The 18473-nt window shown below is 62.9% G+C and carries 15 protein-coding genes; 2 read left to right on the plus strand and 13 right to left on the minus strand.

What is annotated here, in order from left to right:
* Positions 1-50 precede the first annotated feature (50 nt).
* Positions 51-1286 (plus strand): MFS transporter, encoded by a 1236-nt coding sequence (locus JQK88_RS13955; RefSeq protein WP_210388302.1) that lies wholly within the window; start codon positions 51-53, stop codon positions 1284-1286.
* Here the strand turns inward: JQK88_RS13955 and JQK88_RS13960 are convergent.
* The 13 genes from JQK88_RS13960 to JQK88_RS14020 all read right to left on the minus strand — a co-directional run bounded on the left by JQK88_RS13960 (position 1283) and on the right by JQK88_RS14020 (position 17410).
* The gene (locus JQK88_RS13960) at positions 1283-2128 is read right to left on the minus strand and encodes an EamA family transporter (RefSeq protein WP_192254602.1); all 846 of its coding nucleotides are present in this window, start codon (positions 2126-2128) and stop codon (positions 1283-1285) included. The two genes, JQK88_RS13955 and JQK88_RS13960, sit on opposite strands and share 4 nt — an antisense overlap.
* Before the next feature lie 7 nt (positions 2129-2135).
* The gene (locus JQK88_RS13965) at positions 2136-3044 is read right to left on the minus strand and encodes an endonuclease/exonuclease/phosphatase family protein (RefSeq protein ID WP_192254604.1); all 909 of its coding nucleotides are present in this window, start codon (positions 3042-3044) and stop codon (positions 2136-2138) included.
* Positions 3045-3249: 205 nt separating this feature from the next.
* The gene (locus JQK88_RS13970) at positions 3250-4803 is read right to left on the minus strand and encodes a cation:proton antiporter (RefSeq protein WP_192254606.1); all 1554 of its coding nucleotides are present in this window, start codon (positions 4801-4803) and stop codon (positions 3250-3252) included.
* 151 nt (positions 4804-4954) lie between these two features.
* On the minus strand, positions 4955-6019 hold the full coding sequence (locus JQK88_RS13975) for an ABC transporter ATP-binding protein (protein ID WP_203278602.1): 1065 nt from the start codon (positions 6017-6019) through the stop codon (positions 4955-4957).
* A gap of 30 nt (positions 6020-6049) precedes the next feature.
* Complete coding sequence (locus JQK88_RS13980; RefSeq protein ID WP_203278603.1) at positions 6050-6841, minus strand: ABC transporter permease; 792 nt, start codon at positions 6839-6841, stop codon at positions 6050-6052.
* Positions 6838-7752 carry an ABC transporter permease gene (locus JQK88_RS13985; protein WP_112559240.1) on the minus strand — a complete coding sequence of 305 codons (915 nt, stop codon included), beginning with the start codon at positions 7750-7752 and terminating at the stop codon, positions 6838-6840. Before JQK88_RS13985 ends, JQK88_RS13980 begins: the two co-directional genes overlap by 4 nt.
* 63 nt (positions 7753-7815) lie before the next feature.
* Positions 7816-8922, minus strand: a complete 1107-nt coding sequence (locus JQK88_RS13990; RefSeq protein WP_142866056.1) for an ABC transporter substrate-binding protein — start codon at positions 8920-8922, stop codon at positions 7816-7818.
* Positions 8923-9164: 242 nt separating this feature from the next.
* Positions 9165-10337: an iron-containing alcohol dehydrogenase gene (locus JQK88_RS13995; RefSeq protein WP_203278604.1), complete on the minus strand. Its 1173-nt coding sequence runs from the start codon at positions 10335-10337 to the stop codon at positions 9165-9167.
* A gap of 18 nt (positions 10338-10355) precedes the next feature.
* Complete coding sequence (locus tag JQK88_RS14000; protein ID WP_192259030.1) at positions 10356-11744, minus strand: aldehyde dehydrogenase family protein; 1389 nt, start codon at positions 11742-11744, stop codon at positions 10356-10358.
* A 193-nt stretch (positions 11745-11937) separates the two neighbouring features.
* On the minus strand, positions 11938-13308 hold the full coding sequence (locus tag JQK88_RS14005) for a glutamine synthetase family protein (RefSeq protein ID WP_192259031.1): 1371 nt from the start codon (positions 13306-13308) through the stop codon (positions 11938-11940).
* Positions 13309-13393: 85 nt separating this feature from the next.
* Entirely contained in the window at positions 13394-14950 is a 1557-nt protein-coding gene (locus JQK88_RS14010; RefSeq protein ID WP_192259032.1) for an amino acid permease, read from the minus strand.
* 78 nt (positions 14951-15028) lie between these two features.
* Positions 15029-16573 carry an amino acid permease gene (locus JQK88_RS14015; protein WP_203278605.1) on the minus strand — a complete coding sequence of 515 codons (1545 nt, stop codon included), beginning with the start codon at positions 16571-16573 and terminating at the stop codon, positions 15029-15031.
* An 18-nt stretch (positions 16574-16591) separates the two neighbouring features.
* Positions 16592-17410: an N-formylglutamate amidohydrolase gene (locus tag JQK88_RS14020; protein WP_203278606.1), complete on the minus strand. Its 819-nt coding sequence runs from the start codon at positions 17408-17410 to the stop codon at positions 16592-16594.
* Between the two features lie 145 nt (positions 17411-17555).
* Between JQK88_RS14020 and JQK88_RS14025 the strand changes: the two genes are divergently transcribed.
* Entirely contained in the window at positions 17556-18380 is an 825-nt protein-coding gene (locus JQK88_RS14025; protein ID WP_203278607.1) for a MurR/RpiR family transcriptional regulator, read from the plus strand.
* Positions 18381-18473 lie beyond the last annotated feature (93 nt).

An 18473-nucleotide genomic window follows, 5' to 3' on the forward strand; every position in this document is an offset into this window, starting at 1 on the left:
CTGATCGCTGTTCTCTTTTGCGAGCCGAGGGACATATCGTTCCCTGGGGGATGCATTGGAGCAACGTCGTGACCCTCACCCCGCAACAGAAGAAAACCGTCCTTGCCTCCTTCCTGGGCTGGACGCTCGACGCTTTTGATTTCTTCCTTCTGACCTTCCTGCTCACCGACATCGCAACCGAATTCAACACCGACGTCCCCGCGGTCTCCAAGGCGCTGTTCCTGACCTTGGCAACGCGCTTTGTCGGCGCCTTCTTCTTCGGCATGCTGGCCGACAGATACGGCCGCAAACTCATCCTGATGCTCAACATCGTCAGCTATTCGGTGATCGGCGCGCTCGCCGCCTTCTCGCCCAATCTCGGCATCTTCCTGGCGCTGCGTGCTCTGTTCGGCATCGCCATGGGCGGCGAATGGGGGCTCGGCAGTTCGCTCGCCATGGAATCGATCCCGCCGAGCGCCCGCGGCATGGTCTCTGGCATCCTGCAATGCGGCTACCCCACCGGCTATCTCTTGGCGGCTGTGGTCTACGGCCTGCTCTACCAGCAGACCATCGGCGGCTACACGATCGGTTGGCGCGCCATGTTCCTGCTCTCCTTCCTGCCGGCGCTGATCGTGCTGTTCATCCGCTCGCACGTGCCGGAATCGCCGGCTTTCGTCGAGGCGCAGAAATCCGTCAAACCGGGGCTCCTTGAAACGCTGCAGAAGCACTGGAGCGTCGCCGTGTATGCCGTGGTGCTGATGATGTTCTTCAACTTCTTCAGCCACGGCACGCAGGACCTCTACCCGACCTTCCTGAAGAAGCAGCACGGCTTCGACCCGCATACGGTGAGCTGGATCACCATCGTCGCCAACATCGGCGCCATCGTCGGCGGCCTGGCGTTCGGCGCGCTGTCGGAACGGATCGGCCGCATCAATGCAATCACACTGGCCTGCCTGATCGCCCTGCCGGCCATCCCGCTCTGGGCCTACAGCTCGACGCCCTTCATGCTGGCCATCGGCGCCTTCGTCATGCAGGTCGCGGTGCAGGGCGCCTGGGGCGTCATTCCGGTGCACCTCAACGAGCTCTCGCCCGGTGCGGTGCGGGCGACCTTGCCCGGCTTCATCTACCAGGCCGGCAATCTCGCAGCGTCCTATGGCGGCCCCTACCAGGCCGGCATCGCCGAGGCACCCGGAGGCAGCTATGGCTATGCGCTGGCGCTGTTTGCCGGCGTGGTCGCCGTCTGCATCATCGTCGTCATCCGCTTCAGCCCGGAGCGGCGCGGCCAGGTGATGACGGTGCTCGGCTAACCCAGCCGCAACGCCACGACACCGGCAACAATGCTGAGCGCGGCAGCACCGCGCCAGCCCGTCATCTTTTCGCCCAGCGCGAAGACCGAGATCATCATGGCGAACAGGATCGAGGTCTCGCGCAGCGACGCCACCGAGGCGATCGGCGCCTTGGTCATTGCCCACATGACGATCCAGTAGGCGGCGCCGCTGAGCACGCCGGTGAACAGCCCGGCCTTCCAGTCACGCGCCAGAACGGGCAGTGCCTTGGGCCCGCGAAAGATGAGGCACAGCACCAGCGCGCCAAGGGCATCGCAGACGAACAGCCAGGCGGCGTAGCTCTGCGCCGTCGCCGCCAGCCGCGCGCCGCTGCCGTCGGAGAGCGTGTAGCTGGAGATAAAGATCGAGGTGCCGAGCGCAAAGCCGACCGCGCGAAGATTGAACCGCTCCAGATGTACGCCGCCGCGAAACGACATCACCAGCGTTCCGGCCGACAGCAGCAGGATGCCGAGGATGGCGAACGGCGCCGGCATCTCCTGCACCACGACAACGCCGCCGAGCGCGGTCAGCAGCGGCGCCGTACCGCGCGCCAGCGGATAGGTCTGGGCGAAATCACCGGCCTTGTAGGCGCCGATCAGGAAGGTCCGGTAGCCCATATGGAAGATTACCGAGGCGATGATGTAGGGCCACACTTCGGCCTTCGGAAACTCGACGAAGGGCAGCACGAACAGCGCGGCAAACCCCATGCCCAGCGTCATCAGAGTGATCGACAGGAAACGGTCGAGATGCACCTTGACCAGCGCATTCCAGATCGCGTGCATAGCGGCCGCGGCAAGCACCGCGAAGAAGACGAAAAGCGTCATGGAGGGCTCACCGACCTCCCGAGCCCAGGGGCGTTTCGAGATCGATGTCGACCCGGAGGGGGAAGTGATCGGACGCCACCTCGCCAATATCGGCACCGACCGAGCGGACGCGATCGGCGAACATGCCACCGACGAAGCAATGGTCGAGCCGGCGCTTGGCCACCTTGCCGTCGATGGTCTTCACATGGGTGTGGAAATCAGCGGTCGGCTCGCTGGCAATGGACGCCGCATCGACCAAACCGTCGAGATAGGCGGCACCGCGATGATAGGGCGTGCTGCCGACGATGCGGCTGTATTCAGCACTCCCCGGCTCCATGTTGAAATCGCCCATCCAGATCGCCGCCATCGGATTTTCCGGCTCGACCTCACCGCTGGTCCAGTTGCGCGCAGGCTCGTCATCGATGCCGCTCCACGGTCCGCCCTCGGACGGCGCGCGGCGATGTTCGGCAAGCAGATAGTCGATCTGCTCCAGCCGCTCTTCCGCCGCGATATGGGCGAGATGCAGCGACAGGAATCGCACCGGCCCGGCCGGCGTGCGGATCATGCATTCAAGCGCGGCATTGCGGGTGTTGAGCGGCCTCAGCGTGCGGCGCATCGGCAGCGTGTGCAGGCGCGACCAGACGATCGGCAGCTTCGACAGCAGCATGGTGCCAAACTGCCGGCGGCGGTTGATGATGCGGCTATCGCGCCGCTCGCTGGCGTCCATGTCGAAGGCCGGGCCGTAGACCCAGTGATAGTCCGGCAGCAGTTTTGACAGGACCTCGGGCTGGTCGTCCTCATTGGTCCTCTGCCAGTGCCTCTCCACCTCCTGCAGCGCAATGATGTCGGCGCCGCCAACGATGCGCGCCGCGCGCGTCAGATCGTAGCGGCCATCGCTGCCGAACCCGTACTGGATGTTGTAGCTGACCAGCTTCATTGCTTATCCGGCTCACTTTCGGTGATGGCAGTAGCGGTTCAGTGGATTGGTTGCAATGTGCACGAGAATGGAAGCGGCTTGTGCCAGAAGCCTCCCCGCCTTTGCCGCGCGATCATGCACCGATTCCCGCCCGGCTCGGTATCCTCCGCACGCCGGAAAACGCCGCGAGACGTCCCGTGGAAAGTGACGGCGCAAAAAGGAGGCGCTAGTCGGTCGTCAGCGGTTGGAACCGGCCCGCCGGCGATGCGGCCAGTTCCGCCCAGTCGATCTCTTCCTCCAGCCGGTGATAGGCCTCGTCGCCGATCGTGCCGTTGCGGCGCAGCTCCTCGAGCGTGTCGCGCTGGCGGTTGATGGCATAGAGGCGCAGCCGGTCGTATTCGGTGGCGGCTTGGGCGTCGTCCGGGTTTTCCGCGATCACGCGCTGAGCTTCATACTGTTCTCGCACGACGGCAGCCGCCGCCGAGGTCTTGCGGCTGAGCACATCGAGTGCGGCCTGCATGACGGCGACACGCGCCTGCGCCACCTCGTTGTCGACCGTTCTGTCCGGGGCGAAGTTGATCCAGCGCAGCAGCGGCTTCAGGGTCATGCCTTGCAGCACCAGCGTGCCCAGCACCACCGCAAAGGCGGCAAGCACGATCGGGTCGCGGTGGGGAAAATCGGCCGGCAGGGCAATAGCCACGACCAGCGTCACCAGCCCCCGCATGCCGCACCAGCCGACCAGCACGGCGCCGCCAAATGTCGGCAGATCGCGCCTTGCCTCTTTGCTGCCGAGGCGGGCAAGCCAGCGGATGATGGCGACGTAACTCCCCACCCAGACCAGCCGCGCGACGATGACGACGACCAGCACGGTTCCGGCAAAGAGAAAGGCTTCGCCTTGCCCGTCGCCGGCAAGCCGGCCGACGATCGAGCGAGCCTGCAGGCCCATCAGCACGAAGGCCAGCACGTTGAGCACGAACACCGCCGATTCCCAGACCGAATAGGTGCTGACGCGGCGTCTGGCCGACATGCGGCGGGGTGCCCTGCGCGCAATGGTGATGGCGTAGACGACGATGGTGATGATGGCGGAAAGGCCGAGCTTGTCTGCGATGATCCAGACGGCAAAGGTTCCGGCAAACTGCACCACCGTGCTGCTCGCCGCGTCCTCGATGCGGCCAAGCGTCAGCAGCGAGATCCGGCCGAACACGTAGCCCGCGACCAGACTGCCGATCGTTGCCAGCAGGATCACCGGAATGGCGTTGCTCAGCATGATCGTGCCGAGCGCCGCCGAAACCGCCAGCCGGTAGATCAAGAGCGCGGTGGCATCGTTGAGCAGGCTCTCGCCCTGCAGGATGGCGGTGATGCGGTGCGGCACCTTGAACTGGCTGAGAACGGCAGACGCCGCCACGGCATCCGGCGGCGCGACAATGGCGCCAAGCGCGATTGCCGCCGCGATCGGCAGGCCGGCCATCTTCCAGCCGACGAGGGCAACCACCACGGTGGTGAAGACAACGGCGCCAAGCGCCAGCAGCGCCAGCGACAGCCGGTAGCGTTTCAGGTCGCGCAGCGAGGTGTCGTAGGCAGCGTCGAGGAGCACCGGGGCGATGAACAAAGCAAGCGCCAGTTCCGGATCGATCTCGATCGTCGGCGCGCCTGGCACGAAGGCAATCGCCACCCCGGCTAGAGCCAGCAAGGACGGATAGGGAATCTCCAGCCGCCGCGACAGCGCCGTCAGCGCGACGGCAGCCAGAAGCAGGACAAGGGTCAGTTCGAAAAGAGCCATGGCCCATCGTAGCGGCGAAGCGGCATGGTGGGCAGTGGCTGGATGGCAAGATGCTGTTGATTGTCAGCACGCTTCCCGGCTTTAGCAATGATACGGCCGTTCATCGCGCCAGCTTGAATCGACCATCTCGGTCGCCCTAGGAGGCTGCTTGCTAATGCAGCACCAGCATATCGCTCGATGAGAACGATATCTCGGCCTTCTCGCCGACTGCCGGCGGCGGCGTTGCCGGGCTGTTGAATGTGTCGAGCGAGACCGTGTGACCGCCGATACCGACGCGAACCCGGATGACCGAGCCGAGGAAGTGCACTTCGGAAATTTCGCCTGACAGGCTGGAGTCACGGCCAGGCTGGCGCCCCAGCGAAATCGCCTCCGGCCGCAGCGCCAGAGACAGCATGTCGCCGGACTTCGACCCGTTGAGCTTGCCCTTGAGCGAGACCTCCTGCGTGTTGACCTGCACCGTGCCGGCCGCGGCATCGGTGACCTTGCCTTCGAGCACGTTCAGCGTGCCGACGAAATTGGCGACGAACTTGGTTGCCGGGCGATTGTAGATCTCGAACGGCGTGCCGACCTGCTCGGCCTTGCCGCCATACATCACCGCGATACGGTCCGAGATCGACAGCGCCTCTTCCTGGTCATGGGTGACGAAGATGGTGGTGATGCCAAGCTTCTTCTGGATGGAACGGATTTCCTCGCGCAGCGACACGCGCACCTTGGCGTCGAGCGCAGACAGCGGCTCGTCAAGCAGCAAAAGCTTCGGCTTCGGCGCAATCGCCCGCGCCAGCGCAATGCGCTGCTGCTGGCCGCCGGAGAGCTGGTAGGGATAACGGTCGGCCATCTGCGGCAGCTTGATGATGTCGAGCATCTCGGCAACGCGGGCATCGATATCTGCCCTGGGCATGCCGGCGACCTTCAGTCCAAAGCCGATGTTCTGCGCCACCGTCAGGTTGGGGAACAGCGCATAGGCCTGGAACACCATGCCGACATTGCGCTGGTTTGGCTTCAACCGGGTGATATCCTTGCCTGCAACGACGATCTTGCCCGCCGACGGCTCTTCGAAACCGGCGACCATTCGCAGAACGGTGGTCTTGCCGCAGCCGGACGGCCCGAGGAAGGAAACGAACTCGCCCGGCTCGACATCGAGATTGAAATCCTCGACCACTGTGGTGGCGCCGAAGGATTTTCGCACATGCTGGATGGAGAGGAATGGTTCGGCCATGGCTTTTTCTTTCGATCAGTACTTTGTCGATCAGTTCGGGCGGTTCGCCGATCTCGGCGCGAACCGGGACAGGATCTGGATCAGCGACATGCAGCCCCAGGTGATGGCGAAGGCGATGATGGCAAGCGCCGCCGGCTCATAAGCGCGGTTGGCGCCAACGTTTTGCAGATAGGGGCCGAAGGCGGGTCGGTTGAGCAGACTGGCCATGGTGAATTCGCCGATGACGATGGCGAACGTGAGGAAGGCGCCCGACAACACCGCGATCAGCACATTGGGCAGGATCACTCGACCAATGATCGTGCCCCAACCGGCGCCCAGAATCTGCGCCGCTTCCGTCAGCGTCCTGACATCAATGGTGCGAAGGCCGGTATCGACGGCGCGGTACATGTAGGGCAGCGCCAGCATTGCATAACCGATGACCAGCAAGGCATTTGTACCCATGTCGGTCGCCAGGAACGGCAGCGGCGAATTCGAACCGTACATCCTGATATAGCCGAAGACGATGACGATGGCCGGAATGACCAGCGGCAGCAACGTGATAAACTCGACGATCGGCCGCAGGTGCGGCAGGCGCAGCCGAATCCAGTAGGCGGCGGGCACCACGATCAACACGCCGAGAATGATGGTGAAGACGGCGGCGAGCACCGAGTAGCCAAAGGTCGCCTGAAAACGAGGGTCGCCAAGCACGATCTGATAGGCATCGAAGGAATAGGCGCCGCGCCGCATGCGCATGGAAAATTCCACGGTTGCGATCAGCGGAATGAAGAAATAGGCCGCGCCCAGCGCGAAGACGACCCAGGCCCAGAATTTGCCGGACTTCATTTCAGCCACCTCTCCGAACGCGTCCGGAACCAGATGTAGAAGACATTAGCGAGCCCGGTGATGACGATCATGCCGAAGGCGATCGCATAGCCGAGATGAGCATTGTGCAGCACGTCGCCGCGGATCTGCGCGTAGAGCAGGATCGGCACGATGTTGAGGGAGGAGCCGGTCAGCGCATAAGCGGTGGCGATCGCGCCGAAGGCATTGGCGAAGAGCAGGATGACCGTGCCGAGGAAGCTCGGCCAGATCACCGGGATCACCACCATGCGCCAGTATTGCGCCTGGGTGGCGCCGAGCGTCGCGGCGGCCTCGCCCCATTCCTTCTTCAAACCGTCGATCGCCGGCGTGATGATGACCACCATCAGCGGGATCTGGAAATAGACATAGGTCAGCGTCAGGCCCCAGAACGACAGGATGTTGAAGCCGTGTGCGTAGATGTTGAGGCCGAACACCGTGTTCAGAAGCACCGTCGCGAGACCGAGCCGTCCGAGTGTCGCGAGGAAGGCGAAGGCCAGCGGTACGCCGGCGAAATTGGAAGCAACGCCGGAAAAGGTTAGCGTTGCCGAGCGTATCCACTCCGGCAGGCCGCCGCGCACGATCGCGATGGCGATGGCGAGCCCGGCGAAGGCACCGATCAGCGCCGAGGAAAGGCTGACCTTGAGCGAGATCCAGTAGGCGGCGACAATCGATGGCTGCGCCAGCGCCGCTATGTTTTCGAACGTGAATTCGCCGGCATCGTTCTGGAATGCGCCCAGCATCAGATAGAGCGTGGGCAAGATCAGGAACATGATTGCGAAGATGAAAAATGGCGCGACACCGAGCCATTGCGTCGGCAGTCGCAATGCGCGCGCCTCGCTGGGGGGCGCGGTCTTCCCGGCGACTGCGTGATCGGAAAGCGAGAGATCTGTCATGCGCCGGCTACCGTCTCCGAGGAAAACCGGGCGGCCGCGAGGCCGCCCGGTTGGCTTCAAGCCTTACTTGACGTTGGCGCCGACGACGGCATCCCAGTTCTTGGTGACGGCTTCCTTTGCCTTGCCCTGCTCGTCCAGCGTCGGGAACACCGCCGCAGCGTAAGCCTCAGCCGGCGGCAGCTTGGCCATCACGTCCGCCGGGAGCTTGCCGTTCTTGGCAAGATCGTTGAAGCGGATCGGGTGGCAATAGCCTTTCAGCCAGCCGATCTGGCCTTCGTCGGAGTAGAGATACTCCAGCCACAGCTTGGCAGCGTTCGGATGCGGTGCGAAAGCACTGATCGCCTGCACGTAGACGCCGGCAACGACACCCGTCTTCGGCACGACGACGTCGACGGGCGGGTTGCCCTTCAGCGTGTCGCGACCGGCAAGTGCATTGTAGTCCCAGGTCACCAGGATCGGCGTCTGGCCTTGAGCCAGGGTCGCCGGCTTGCCGATGACCGGCACGAAATTGCCGGCGGCATTGAGCTTCTTGAAGAAGTCGAGGCCGGCGGTACCGGCAGCTTCGCCGGCAGCCGCGCCGCCGGAAAGGCCAGCCGCGTAGACGGCCTGGATGGCCTGGTTCGAGGCGCGCGGGTCGCCTGCAAGCGCCACGGTGTTGGCGAATTCCGGCTTCAGCAGGTCAGCCCAGTCAGCCGGTGCTTCCTTGACGAGGTCCTTATTCACCAGGAAGGACAGCACGCCGTAGTAGTCGCCGGTCCAGAAACCGTCGGCATCCTTGGCGCTGTCCGGGATCGAGTCCCAGGTCGACACTTTGTAGGCCTGGATAAGGCCGTCGGCCTTGGCGGTCGGGCCGAACGACAGGCCGACATCGATGACGTCGGGAGCCTGCGGGCCCTTATTGTCCTTGTTGGCCTTGATCGCCTCGACCTCGTCGCCGGAACCGGCATCGGGGTTGAGTTCGTTGACGGTGATTTCCGGATACTTCGCCTTGAAGCCGTCGATGACGGCGCCATAGCCACACCAGTCATGCGGCAGCGCGATGGTGGTGAGCTGGCCTTCCTTCTTTGCCGCGGCAACCAGTTCATCCATGGACTGGGCCGACGAGATAGCAGAGGTCGCCATGAGGGCGACGGCCGATAGGGAAAGCACTTTCCCCGTAAACTTGAACATGTGTTCTCTCCGTTGAACTGGCGTCGCTGGACGCCTGCGATGCGGTATCTTTTTCATGTGACAGCCAGATGAAAGCTTTTTGAAACTGGCCCCCGGCGGCACGAAAAGTTAACTCTTTTTAACGGGCTGTAGCAATTAGCCTCCACTTAATTTCCCGGCTAATGGTTTATTGCCTTGCCCTTTGCCCCCTTGCCCTTTCCTTTCCCCTCGTTTCCAGATCACTTCCGGCGCCGCAAGCCGCCTCACACAGTGCCGGCAATGGCGTTCTCAAGCAGCGTCAGCGCCGCCTTCTTGGTCAGCTTGACCGGATTGCCGCCGGCGGTCGGATCGACCACCGCCATGTCGGCGATCAGCCCCTTGCGCTTCTTGTCCATGTCGAGCCCCTTGATCAGACCGGGCAGCGCATGCGGCACCTTGAGCTCCTTGCGGAGCTTGATGATCGCCTTGGCGAAACCGTCGAAGCCGCCCTTGATGCCGCAATAGGCGGCAAGCCGGGCGATGCGCTCCTCGATCGAGTCCCGGTTGAAAGCCAGTACATAGGGCATGAACACGGCATTGGTCATGCCGTGATGGGTGTCGTAGAGCGCTCCGATTGGGTGCGACAGCGAGTGAATGGCGCCCAGCCCCTTCTGGAAGGCGGCGGCGCCCATGGCGGCCGCGCTCATCATATGGGCGCGGGCGACGAGGTCCTTGCCGTTGGCATAAGCCTTGGGCAGGTTCACGAACACCAGCCGGATACCTTCGACCGCAATGCCGTCGGCCATCGGATGATAGCCCGGCGCGCAATAGGCTTCGAGGCAATGGGCGAGCGCGTCCATGCCGGTGCCGGCGGTGATGAAGCCCGGCATGCCGACCGACAATTCCGGATCGGCAATGACGATTGCCGGCAAAAGCTTCGGATGGAAGATGACCTTCTTGGTATGCGTCGCCTCATTGGTGATGACGCCGGCACGGCCGACCTCCGAGCCGGTGCCGGCCGTCGTTGGCACGGCAATGATCGGCGCGATGGCGTCGGAATTGGCACGCGTCCACCAGTCGTCGACATCCTCGAAATCCCACACCGGCCGCGTCTGCCCGGCCTGGAAGGCGATCAGCTTGCCGAGATCGAGCGCCGAGCCGCCGCCGAAGGCGATGACACCGTCATGCTTGCCCTTCTTGAACACGGCGATGCCGGCGGTGAGGTTGGAATCGACCGGGTTCGGCTTCACCTCGGAAAACACGCCATAGGGCACCTTGGCGTCGTCGAGGATCTTCAGCGTCGAAGCGACCACAGGCAGTTTCGCCAGCCCCGGATCGGTGACGAACAGCGGCCGCTTGATGCCGGTCGCTTCCAGCACCTCGGGCAATTCCTTGATGCGCCCGGCGCCGAAGCGGACGGTGGTCGGGTAGTTCCATTTGGAGATCAGCTTGGACATGTCTTGTCTTTCAAAAAATCAGATGGCTTCGCGCAGGTGGAAGGATTTCGGTCGGGTCAGATTGTCGTAGCCGAGCGCCGACAGGGCAACGCCCTTGCCGGTGTCCTTGACACCGGTCCACACCAGCGCCGGATCGAGATAGTCGCAGCGGTTCATGAACACGGTGCCGGTCTCGACGCGGTCGCCGATCGCGATGGCGTGCTCAGTGTCGCGCGTCCAGATCGAGGCCGTCAGCCCGTAGGGGCTGTCGTTCATCAATGCGATCGCCTCTTCATCGTTACGCACCTTCATGATGCCGACGATCGGACCAAAGCTTTCCTCGCGCATGACGCTCATCTGGTGGTCGACACTGGTCAGCACTTCCGGCGCCAGGTAGGGCGAACCGGCTTGGTCATTAGCCACCTTCATATTGATATGTGCTACCGCGCCTTTGCGCAGCGCCTCGGCCTTCTGCTCGCGAATCAGGTCGGCAAAGCGCGCCTGCGCCATCGGCCCCATTGTCGTCGCCTGCTCCAGCGGATTGCCGACGACATAGTTCTTGGTCTCGGCAATGAAGCCTTCGACGAACTGGTCGTAGACCTTCTCATGCACATAGACACGCTCGATGCCGCAGCAGCACTGGCCGGAATTGTAGAAGGCGCCGTCGACCAGATTGGCCACCGCATGATCGAGCTTGGCGTCGGGCAGCACATAGGCCGGATCCTTGCCGCCGAGTTCGAGGCCGAGCGTCATGAAGGTCCCGGCCGCCGCCTTCTCGATGGCGCGGCCACCGCCGACCGAGCCGGTGAAATTGACATGGTCGATCTTGCCCGAGCCAAGCAGCTTCTCGGTCTGGGCATGGTTGAGCACGACATTCTGGAACACACCCTTTGGCAGGCCAACCTTGTCGAACGCCTGCTGAAAACGTTCACCGACCAGCAGCGTCTGCGCCGCATGCTTCAGGATGACCGTGTTGCCGGCCATCAGCGCCGGCACGATGGTGTTGACCGCGGTCAGATAAGGATAGTTCCACGGCGCGATGACCATGACGACGCCGAGCGGATCCTTCTTCACATAGCGGCGAAAGCCGTCCTTCGGGTTGGAGGCCGGCACGGATTTCAGCGCTTGCTCGGCGATCTCGACCATATAGTTGGTGCGTTCCCTAACGCCGCCGAACTCGCCGCCATAGCGCACCGGGCGCCCCATCTGCCAGGCGATCTCCGGCACGATCTCGTCGGTCATCGCGACTAACGCTTCGAGCATCGCCAGCATATACTTGCCGCGCTCGACGATCGGTGTCAGCGCCCATTTCTCCTGCGCCGCCTTGGCGCGCTCGACCGCAGCATTGATCGCCTGGTCCGTGGCGACAGGCCGCTCGGCATAGATCGAACCATCGATGGGGGATTTGAGTTTGACCGTTTCGGTCATCGTTTAAGTCCTCGCACTTCTTTTTAAAATCGAAAATCATCTGGCTTTGTGCCGCCCCTCATCCGCCTGCCGGCACCTTCTCCCCGTATAGCGACGGGGAGAAGGGAAAGCTCCAACGTCGACGCCCCCTCTCCCCGTTCTTCACGGGGAGAGGGTAAGGGTGAGGGGCAGCGCCGACGTTTCGCCGGCTACCCTAGTACCGCTCGAACCCCCTGTGCAGTTCCCAATCCGTAATGCGGCGGTCGTATTCGAACTGCTCCCACTTCGCGGTGTGGACGTAATGTTCGAGAACGTCGTCGCCGAGCGCCTGCTTCAGCATCTTCGACTTGGCCAGCGTCTCGGCGGCGTCCCGAAGCGTCTTCGGAATCTCGGGCAGGCGCGAGGCCTGATAGGCATCGCCGACGAACGGCTTCTGCAGCTCCAGCTTCTCATCGATGCCGGCAAGGCCGGCGGCGATCAGCGCCGCAAAGGCGAGATAGGGGTTTAGGTCGGCGCCGCCGATCCGGCATTCCATGCGGATGCCCTTGGTGCCCTCGCCGCACAGGCGGAAGCCGGCGGTGCGGTTGTCCTCGCTCCACATGATCTTGGTCGGCGCGAAGGTGCCGGCCTGGAAACGCTTGTAGGAGTTGATGTAGGGCGCCAGGAACCAGGTGAACTCCTTGGCGTATTTCAGCTGTCCCGCCGCCCATTGCTGGCCGAGCGTCGACAAAGTCCAGTCCGCCTTTTTGTCGAAGAACAGCGGCGTCTTGCCGTCGGCGCTCCACAGCGAATTGTGGATGTGGCTGGAATTGCCGGCGAGCCCATAATTGTACTTCGACATGAAGGAAATCGACTTGCCTTCGGACTCGGCAATCTCCTTGGCGCCGTTCTTCAGGATGACGTGGCGGTCGGCCATGTCGAGCGCCTCGGCATAGCGCACATTGATTTCTTCCTGGCCCGGGCCCCATTCGCCCTTGGAATTCTCGATAGGGATGCCGGCCGCTTCCATCTCGTTGCGAAGCCGGCGCATGACGCCTTCTTCCTTGGTGGTGATGCCGATCTGGTAGTCGCCAATATAGGGCGAGGCGGTGTCGAGGCCCTGCCAGTGCTTCTTGCGGGCGGAATCGTAGGTCTCGTTGAACAGATAGAATTCAAGCTCGGAGGCGAAGTAGCCGATATAGCCGCGTTCGGTGAGCCGCTTGACCTGCTTCTTCAGGATGGCGCGCGGCGAATGCGGCAGGTCGTCATGGGTGTGGTGGTCGAGCACGTCGCAAATCACGAGTGCTGTCTTTTCCAGCCACGGAAGGCGCCGCAGTGTCGCCAGATCCGGCTTCATGACGAAGTCGCCATAACCCTTCGACCAGCTTGCCGCCTTGTAGCCCGGCACCGGCTCCATATCGATGTCGGCGGCCAAGAGATAGTTGCAGCCATGCGTCTCGTCATGGGCGGAATCGACGAAGTACTGCGCCAGGAAACGCTTTCCCGCGAGCCTGCCCTGCATGTCGACGATACAGGCCAGCACCGTGTCGATCTCGCCATTGGAGACCGCTTTCTTCAACTGATCGAACGAGAAATTTCCGGCCATTCCTTTGGCACTCCAGCGCTGGACGATTGAGAGGGGTAAACGAAACCATGGCCGGCAACATGCCGGCCATGGCTTGGCTGATGTATCAGTGGCCGGTTTCGCCAACCGCCTGTTCGGCCGCCTTGATCGCCGCCTGGCGCGCGGCGATGATGTCGCCGAGCGGTGGGCCCTGGAAGCGATTGCGCTCGAAAGCGAACCAGACGATCGCCGTCAGGATGAAGAAGCCGACGGTGATGTAGAGCGCCCAGTCGTTCGGTGGCTGGATGCCGATGACGAAGATCAGGATCATCGACACGATCGAGAGAACGCCGAACAGCATGAAGATGCCGCGGCCCATATTCCACGGCCCCATCTTGTCCCACTTCGGCGTGCCCCAGGCCAGCATGCCGAGCACGATCGGCACGATGAAGGAAAGGAACAGGAAGATGACGGTGCAGGACACGACGATGGTGTAGGCCGAGGTGCCGGCAACCGAAACCAGCGTGGAACCCCAGACGAACAGCACCGACAGAATCGATGCCGTCCAGATCGCCGCCACCGGCGTGCGGTAGGTCGGACTGACCTTGGCGAGCGCCGCCGAGCCGGGCAGGCCGCCGTCACGCGAGAAGGCGAAGATCATGCGCGAAGCCGAGGTGACGGTTGCGAGGCCGCACAGCAGCTGGGCGATGAACACGACGAGATAGACGAACTCCTTGAGCCCCGTGCCGACACGCTGATCGAAAGCCCAGAAGAACACGTTCCAGCCCTGCTTGGCGGCGTCGTCCATGTTGGGGATCATCAGCACGAAGGCAGCGAGGAACAGGTAGCCGAACAGAGCCGACCAGATGACCGACATGACCATGGCACGCGGCACCGATGAGGCCGCCTTGATGGTTTCCTCGGAAGTGTGCGCCGAAGCATCGTAGCCGGTGATCGTATAGATCGGCAGCAGGAGGCCAAGCGCGAACACCCAGGCGTTCGATACGGACGGCCAGACGCTGGCACCGGCTTCGCCCGAGTAGTTGTGGAAGGTGAAGAGCCGGCTGAAATCCCAGGTCTCGGCGGAGAACAGGCAGACGACCGCGATCAGGATCGAACCGAAGAAGATCAGATAGCCCGAAAAGTCGGTCAGCTTCGCCGTCAGCTTGATGCCGAGATGGTTGATCAGCGCCTGGGCGCCGGTGATGATAATCAGAAAAATCATCTGGTTGGTGAGCGTGCCCTCGATGCCGAGCGTCGGCCCAAAAGCGCCGATGAAGAACGTCCAGGTGCCGACATTGATGGCGCCAAGCACGGTGATCAGGCCGAGCAGATTGAGCCATGCCGTCACCCAGCCGGTGCCGCGATTGCCGAGGATCGAACCCCAGTGATAGAGGCCGCCGGCCGTCGGATAGGCCGAGCTGATCTGCGACATGGCGACCGCGAAGGTCAGCGAGACGAAGCAGCCGACCAGCCAGCCGATGCCGATGCCGATGCCGCCGGCGCCCGACGTTGCCTGCGCCAGCGAATTGATGCCGCCCGACAGGATGCAGATGATGGAAAAGGAAACCGCGAAATTCGAGAAGCGGCTGAGCCGCCGCTCCAGTTCCTGGGCATAGCCCATGCTGTGGAGGTGCTTTACGTCCTCCGCCTTGTCGACGTCTGAATAACCCGGTGCTGCCATTTGAAGTCCCCTTTGCGTTCTTAGCTGGCCGGCCCTGCCCCGGTCGGCTTGCGCCGGCCGGAGCATCTAGTCTTGCTGTTAGCCCGCCGTTTGGCCAACGGCTTTTTCCGCAGCCGCGATCTCCAGCGCGCGGCGAGCAATATCGGCGCCGATCGGCGGGCCCTTGAAGCGGCGCGACTCGATACCGAACCACAGAACCACGAGCAGAATGATCAGGCCGATGGCATAGTTGATCAGGATGTCGAATGGCGGCTGGATGCCGGCATACATCAGGACCAGAACGCCAAGCACCGTGATGACGGCGAATGGCTTGGACCAGATGCCGAGGCGGAACGGACCGAATTCGGTCCAGGTCTTGCCCTCCGCAAGCAGGCCAGCCGCCACCGGCATGGCGTAGGACACGTAGAGGAACAATGCGCAGCCGGCGGCCAGTGCGGCAAAAGCCGGCGAGTACAATGTCGCTGCGACCGCGAGCACCGCTCCGAGCCAGATCGCCGCCACCGGCGTACGCCATGTCGGGCTGACGGTTTTCCACACCGACGAACCGGGCAGGCCGCCGTCACGCGCAAAGGCAAAGATCATGCGCGAGGTCGACGTCAGTCCGGCAAGCGCGCAGATGAAGTTCGCCAGCACGATCGCGATGGCAATGATGCTCTTCAGCCAGAACGGTGCCGGCAGGTTGTTGAAGAGATTGAACCAGGCATTGGCGCCATCCTTGGCCGTTGCTGCCAGATCGGGGCTGGCAAGCACGAACGACACGGCCATGACGAAGCCAAAGACCAGCGACCACAGAACCGAATGGATCATGCCGCGCGGCACCGCCACGCGGGCATTGTGGGTCTCTTCGGATGTGTGGGCCGAAGCGTCGAAGCCGGTAATCGTGTAGAGTGGGTAGAGAAGGCCGATCAGGAAGGCGACCAGTGCCGTCCGTGCGGTGGGAACGTATCCTGCGCCTGGATCACCGGTATTGTTGACGAAGGTGGTGAGCCGCGAGAAATCCCAGCTTGCGCCCCAGATCAGGAACATCGCGGTCAACACGACGGCGACGACCAGAATGAGGTAGCCCGAGAAATCGGTCAGTACGGTGGTGAGCTTGATGCCGAAATGGTTGATCAGCGCCTGCGCGACCGTGATGATCACAACGCCGATCACCTGCTCCTGATACCCCCAGGCGGATACGTCGTGCCCGAACACGCCGGACCAGACAAGGTCCTTGAACAGTGCATAGACACCGACATTGACCGAGGCGACGACGAAGATCAGCCCGAGCAGGTTGATCCAGGCCGTGGCCCAGCCCCAACCGCGCCCGCCAAGAATTGACGACCAGTGGTAGAGACCGCCGGCGGTTGGGTAGGCCGAGCCAATCTGCCCAAGCGACGCAGCCACGACAAGTGCGAAGACGCCGCCGATGACCCAGCCGACAGTCGCCTCGAAGCCACTGCCGGTAGTCATGGCCAGCGGGAAGGACGTGATGCCGCCCGCCAGAATACAAATGATCGAAAAGGAAATTGCGAAGTTCGAGAAACCGCTCATACGGCGAGCCAGCTCCTGGGCATAGCCCATGCTATGGAGGGTTTTTACGTCCTCCGACCTCTCATGGTCTGATGTATGCGGTCCTGCCATTTTCGTCCCCTGTTGTTTCTAGCTGGCCGATTGGACTGATCTTCTCATTGCATGTCGTCGGGAACCCTTGGCCGCCTCGGGCTCCAGATTCGAAAAAATGCCGGTGAGCAGATCCGCCCATTTCCGCTGCCCGGTCTCGCCGGAAATTTCGTCGTTGCGGATTTCGATCATTGCGCAGGCCAGGCCGCGCGAGCGCGCATGGCGCTCGAGGGTGAAATAGACGCGGTCGGCAGGCGAATAGGGTTCGTTGACGCCGACGGTGACGCCGGCAAGACGCTGTAGCGCCGCTATCAGCGGCGACGCCAGCCTGCGATCGTCATCATGGATGATCCCGATATGCCAGGGCCGGTTCTTGCCCTTGTAGACAGGGGTGAAGGAATGCACCGACACCAGTCGCGTTTCCTGTCCGCGCGCCAGCCGGTCGTCGATGATCTTTGCGATCGTGTCGTGGAACGGTCGCCACGACAAAGCGATGCGCTCGGCGCGCTGCGTATCCGAGAGGCCGGCATTGCCTGGAATGATCGTCGTCTCGCTGACCGGCGGCACCAGGTCGGGCGCGTCGAGCGGACGGTTGCAGTCCACGATGAGACGCGAGATGCGGGTTTCGATGAGCGTCGCGTCGAGGGCGGCGGCCATGCGGCGGGCCACTGGCAGCGCGCCCGGGTCCCAGGCGATGTGGCGGAAAAGATCTTCGGCGGGCAGGCCGAGCGTGCCGAATTTGGCCGGCATAAAATTGGAAGCGTGGTCGCAGGTCAGCACAAAAGGGCTGGATCCGCCGGGATTCGTCACCCCTACGGTATCAGACGATGCAAGGCTGGCGGGCCGTGCTCTCTCCATACTGCCGTCCCCTGGGGAGCGCTGTATCTTATGTTACGTATTTTGCCTCATTGCGTCCCTGTGGATGATTTCATACAGTTTATCCGGCTTTGTCAAACGCGATTTCGGGGAAGCGGTGTAGACATGGCCAAGGGTGGGGAAAACCATGATTTCCAGCATTGCCGAACTGATCTCGGACCGCATCGGCACGATGCCGGCCGGCGAGCGCCGGGCTGCGCAGACGCTGATTGCCAACTACCCGCTGATCGGGCTGAAGACGGTCGCCGAATTCTCGGCCGCCGCCGGCGTATCGTCGCCGACTATCCTGCGCTTTGTTTCCAGGCTCGGCTTCCAGAACTATCCCGAATTCCAGTCGGCGCTGCAGGACGAGCTGGCGGCGCAATTGCAGTCGCCGGCATCGCGCACGCTCAACCCGGCGTCCCCAAGCGGTGCGATATCGCCGATGCTGGAAGCGACGCTGGACAACATGCGCGAGACCTTCCGGCATCTCTCCGACAGGCAGCTTGCCGATATCGCCGCCAGGCTTGCCGAGCGACGCGGCAAGACCTTCCTGATCGGCGGCCGCTTCACCGATCCGCTGGCGCGCTACATGGCCGCCCACCTCGCCATCATCCAGCCCGATGTCTACCACCTTGCCGGCCAGGAAAGCATCTGGCGCGACCGGCTGATCGACATGGGCAAGCGCGACGTGCTGGTGATCTTCGACATAAGGCGCTACCAGGACAGCCTGGTGCGCTTCGCCGAGACGGCGCACCAGCGCGGGGTGCAGATCGTGTTGTTCACCGACCAGTGGCTTTCGCCAATCGCCCGTTTCGCCCGCCATGTCATCGCCGGACGCACCGCCGTGCCGTCAGCGTGGGATTCCTCGGCGGCATTGTTCGTTGTCGCCGAGACACTGATCGGCGCTGTCACCCGGCAGCTCGAGGCCGACAGCGCCAAGCGTATCCGCGACCTGGAAGGACTGCGCTGACAGCCTCAATCCCGGCCTCAGGCGCAACGTTACGCAGATTTAATGTGCATGGCCGCGGCAGAATTGCCATAAAGCCATGATATTGCCGTGGCT

Origin of the sequence: Mesorhizobium caraganae (assembly GCF_016836705.1) — a bacterium.
Taxonomy (GTDB): Bacteria; Pseudomonadota; Alphaproteobacteria; order Rhizobiales; family Rhizobiaceae; genus Mesorhizobium; species Mesorhizobium caraganae.

What these genes read in the sequence shown, in the direction of transcription:
- JQK88_RS13955 (WP_210388302.1), top strand. Translation starts at nt 51, where the DNA reads ATGCATTGGAGCAACGTCGTGACCCTCACCCCGCAACAGAAGAAAACC.
- JQK88_RS13960 (WP_192254602.1), bottom strand. Translation starts at nt 2,128, where the DNA reads ATGACGCTTTTCGTCTTCTTCGCGGTGCTTGCCGCGGCCGCTATGCAC.
- JQK88_RS13965 (WP_192254604.1), bottom strand. Translation starts at nt 3,044, where the DNA reads ATGAAGCTGGTCAGCTACAACATCCAGTACGGGTTCGGCAGCGATGGC.
- JQK88_RS13970 (WP_192254606.1), bottom strand. Translation starts at nt 4,803, where the DNA reads ATGGCTCTTTTCGAACTGACCCTTGTCCTGCTTCTGGCTGCCGTCGCG.
- JQK88_RS13975 (WP_203278602.1), bottom strand. Translation starts at nt 6,019, where the DNA reads ATGGCCGAACCATTCCTCTCCATCCAGCATGTGCGAAAATCCTTCGGC.
- JQK88_RS13980 (WP_203278603.1), bottom strand. Translation starts at nt 6,841, where the DNA reads ATGAAGTCCGGCAAATTCTGGGCCTGGGTCGTCTTCGCGCTGGGCGCG.
- JQK88_RS13985 (WP_112559240.1), bottom strand. Translation starts at nt 7,752, where the DNA reads ATGACAGATCTCTCGCTTTCCGATCACGCAGTCGCCGGGAAGACCGCG.
- JQK88_RS13990 (WP_142866056.1), bottom strand. Translation starts at nt 8,922, where the DNA reads ATGTTCAAGTTTACGGGGAAAGTGCTTTCCCTATCGGCCGTCGCCCTC.
- JQK88_RS13995 (WP_203278604.1), bottom strand. Translation starts at nt 10,337, where the DNA reads ATGTCCAAGCTGATCTCCAAATGGAACTACCCGACCACCGTCCGCTTC.
- JQK88_RS14000 (WP_192259030.1), bottom strand. Translation starts at nt 11,744, where the DNA reads ATGACCGAAACGGTCAAACTCAAATCCCCCATCGATGGTTCGATCTAT.
- JQK88_RS14005 (WP_192259031.1), bottom strand. Translation starts at nt 13,308, where the DNA reads ATGGCCGGAAATTTCTCGTTCGATCAGTTGAAGAAAGCGGTCTCCAAT.
- JQK88_RS14010 (WP_192259032.1), bottom strand. Translation starts at nt 14,950, where the DNA reads ATGGCAGCACCGGGTTATTCAGACGTCGACAAGGCGGAGGACGTAAAG.
- JQK88_RS14015 (WP_203278605.1), bottom strand. Translation starts at nt 16,573, where the DNA reads ATGGCAGGACCGCATACATCAGACCATGAGAGGTCGGAGGACGTAAAA.
- JQK88_RS14020 (WP_203278606.1), bottom strand. Translation starts at nt 17,410, where the DNA reads ATGGAGAGAGCACGGCCCGCCAGCCTTGCATCGTCTGATACCGTAGGG.
- JQK88_RS14025 (WP_203278607.1), top strand. Translation starts at nt 17,556, where the DNA reads ATGATTTCCAGCATTGCCGAACTGATCTCGGACCGCATCGGCACGATG.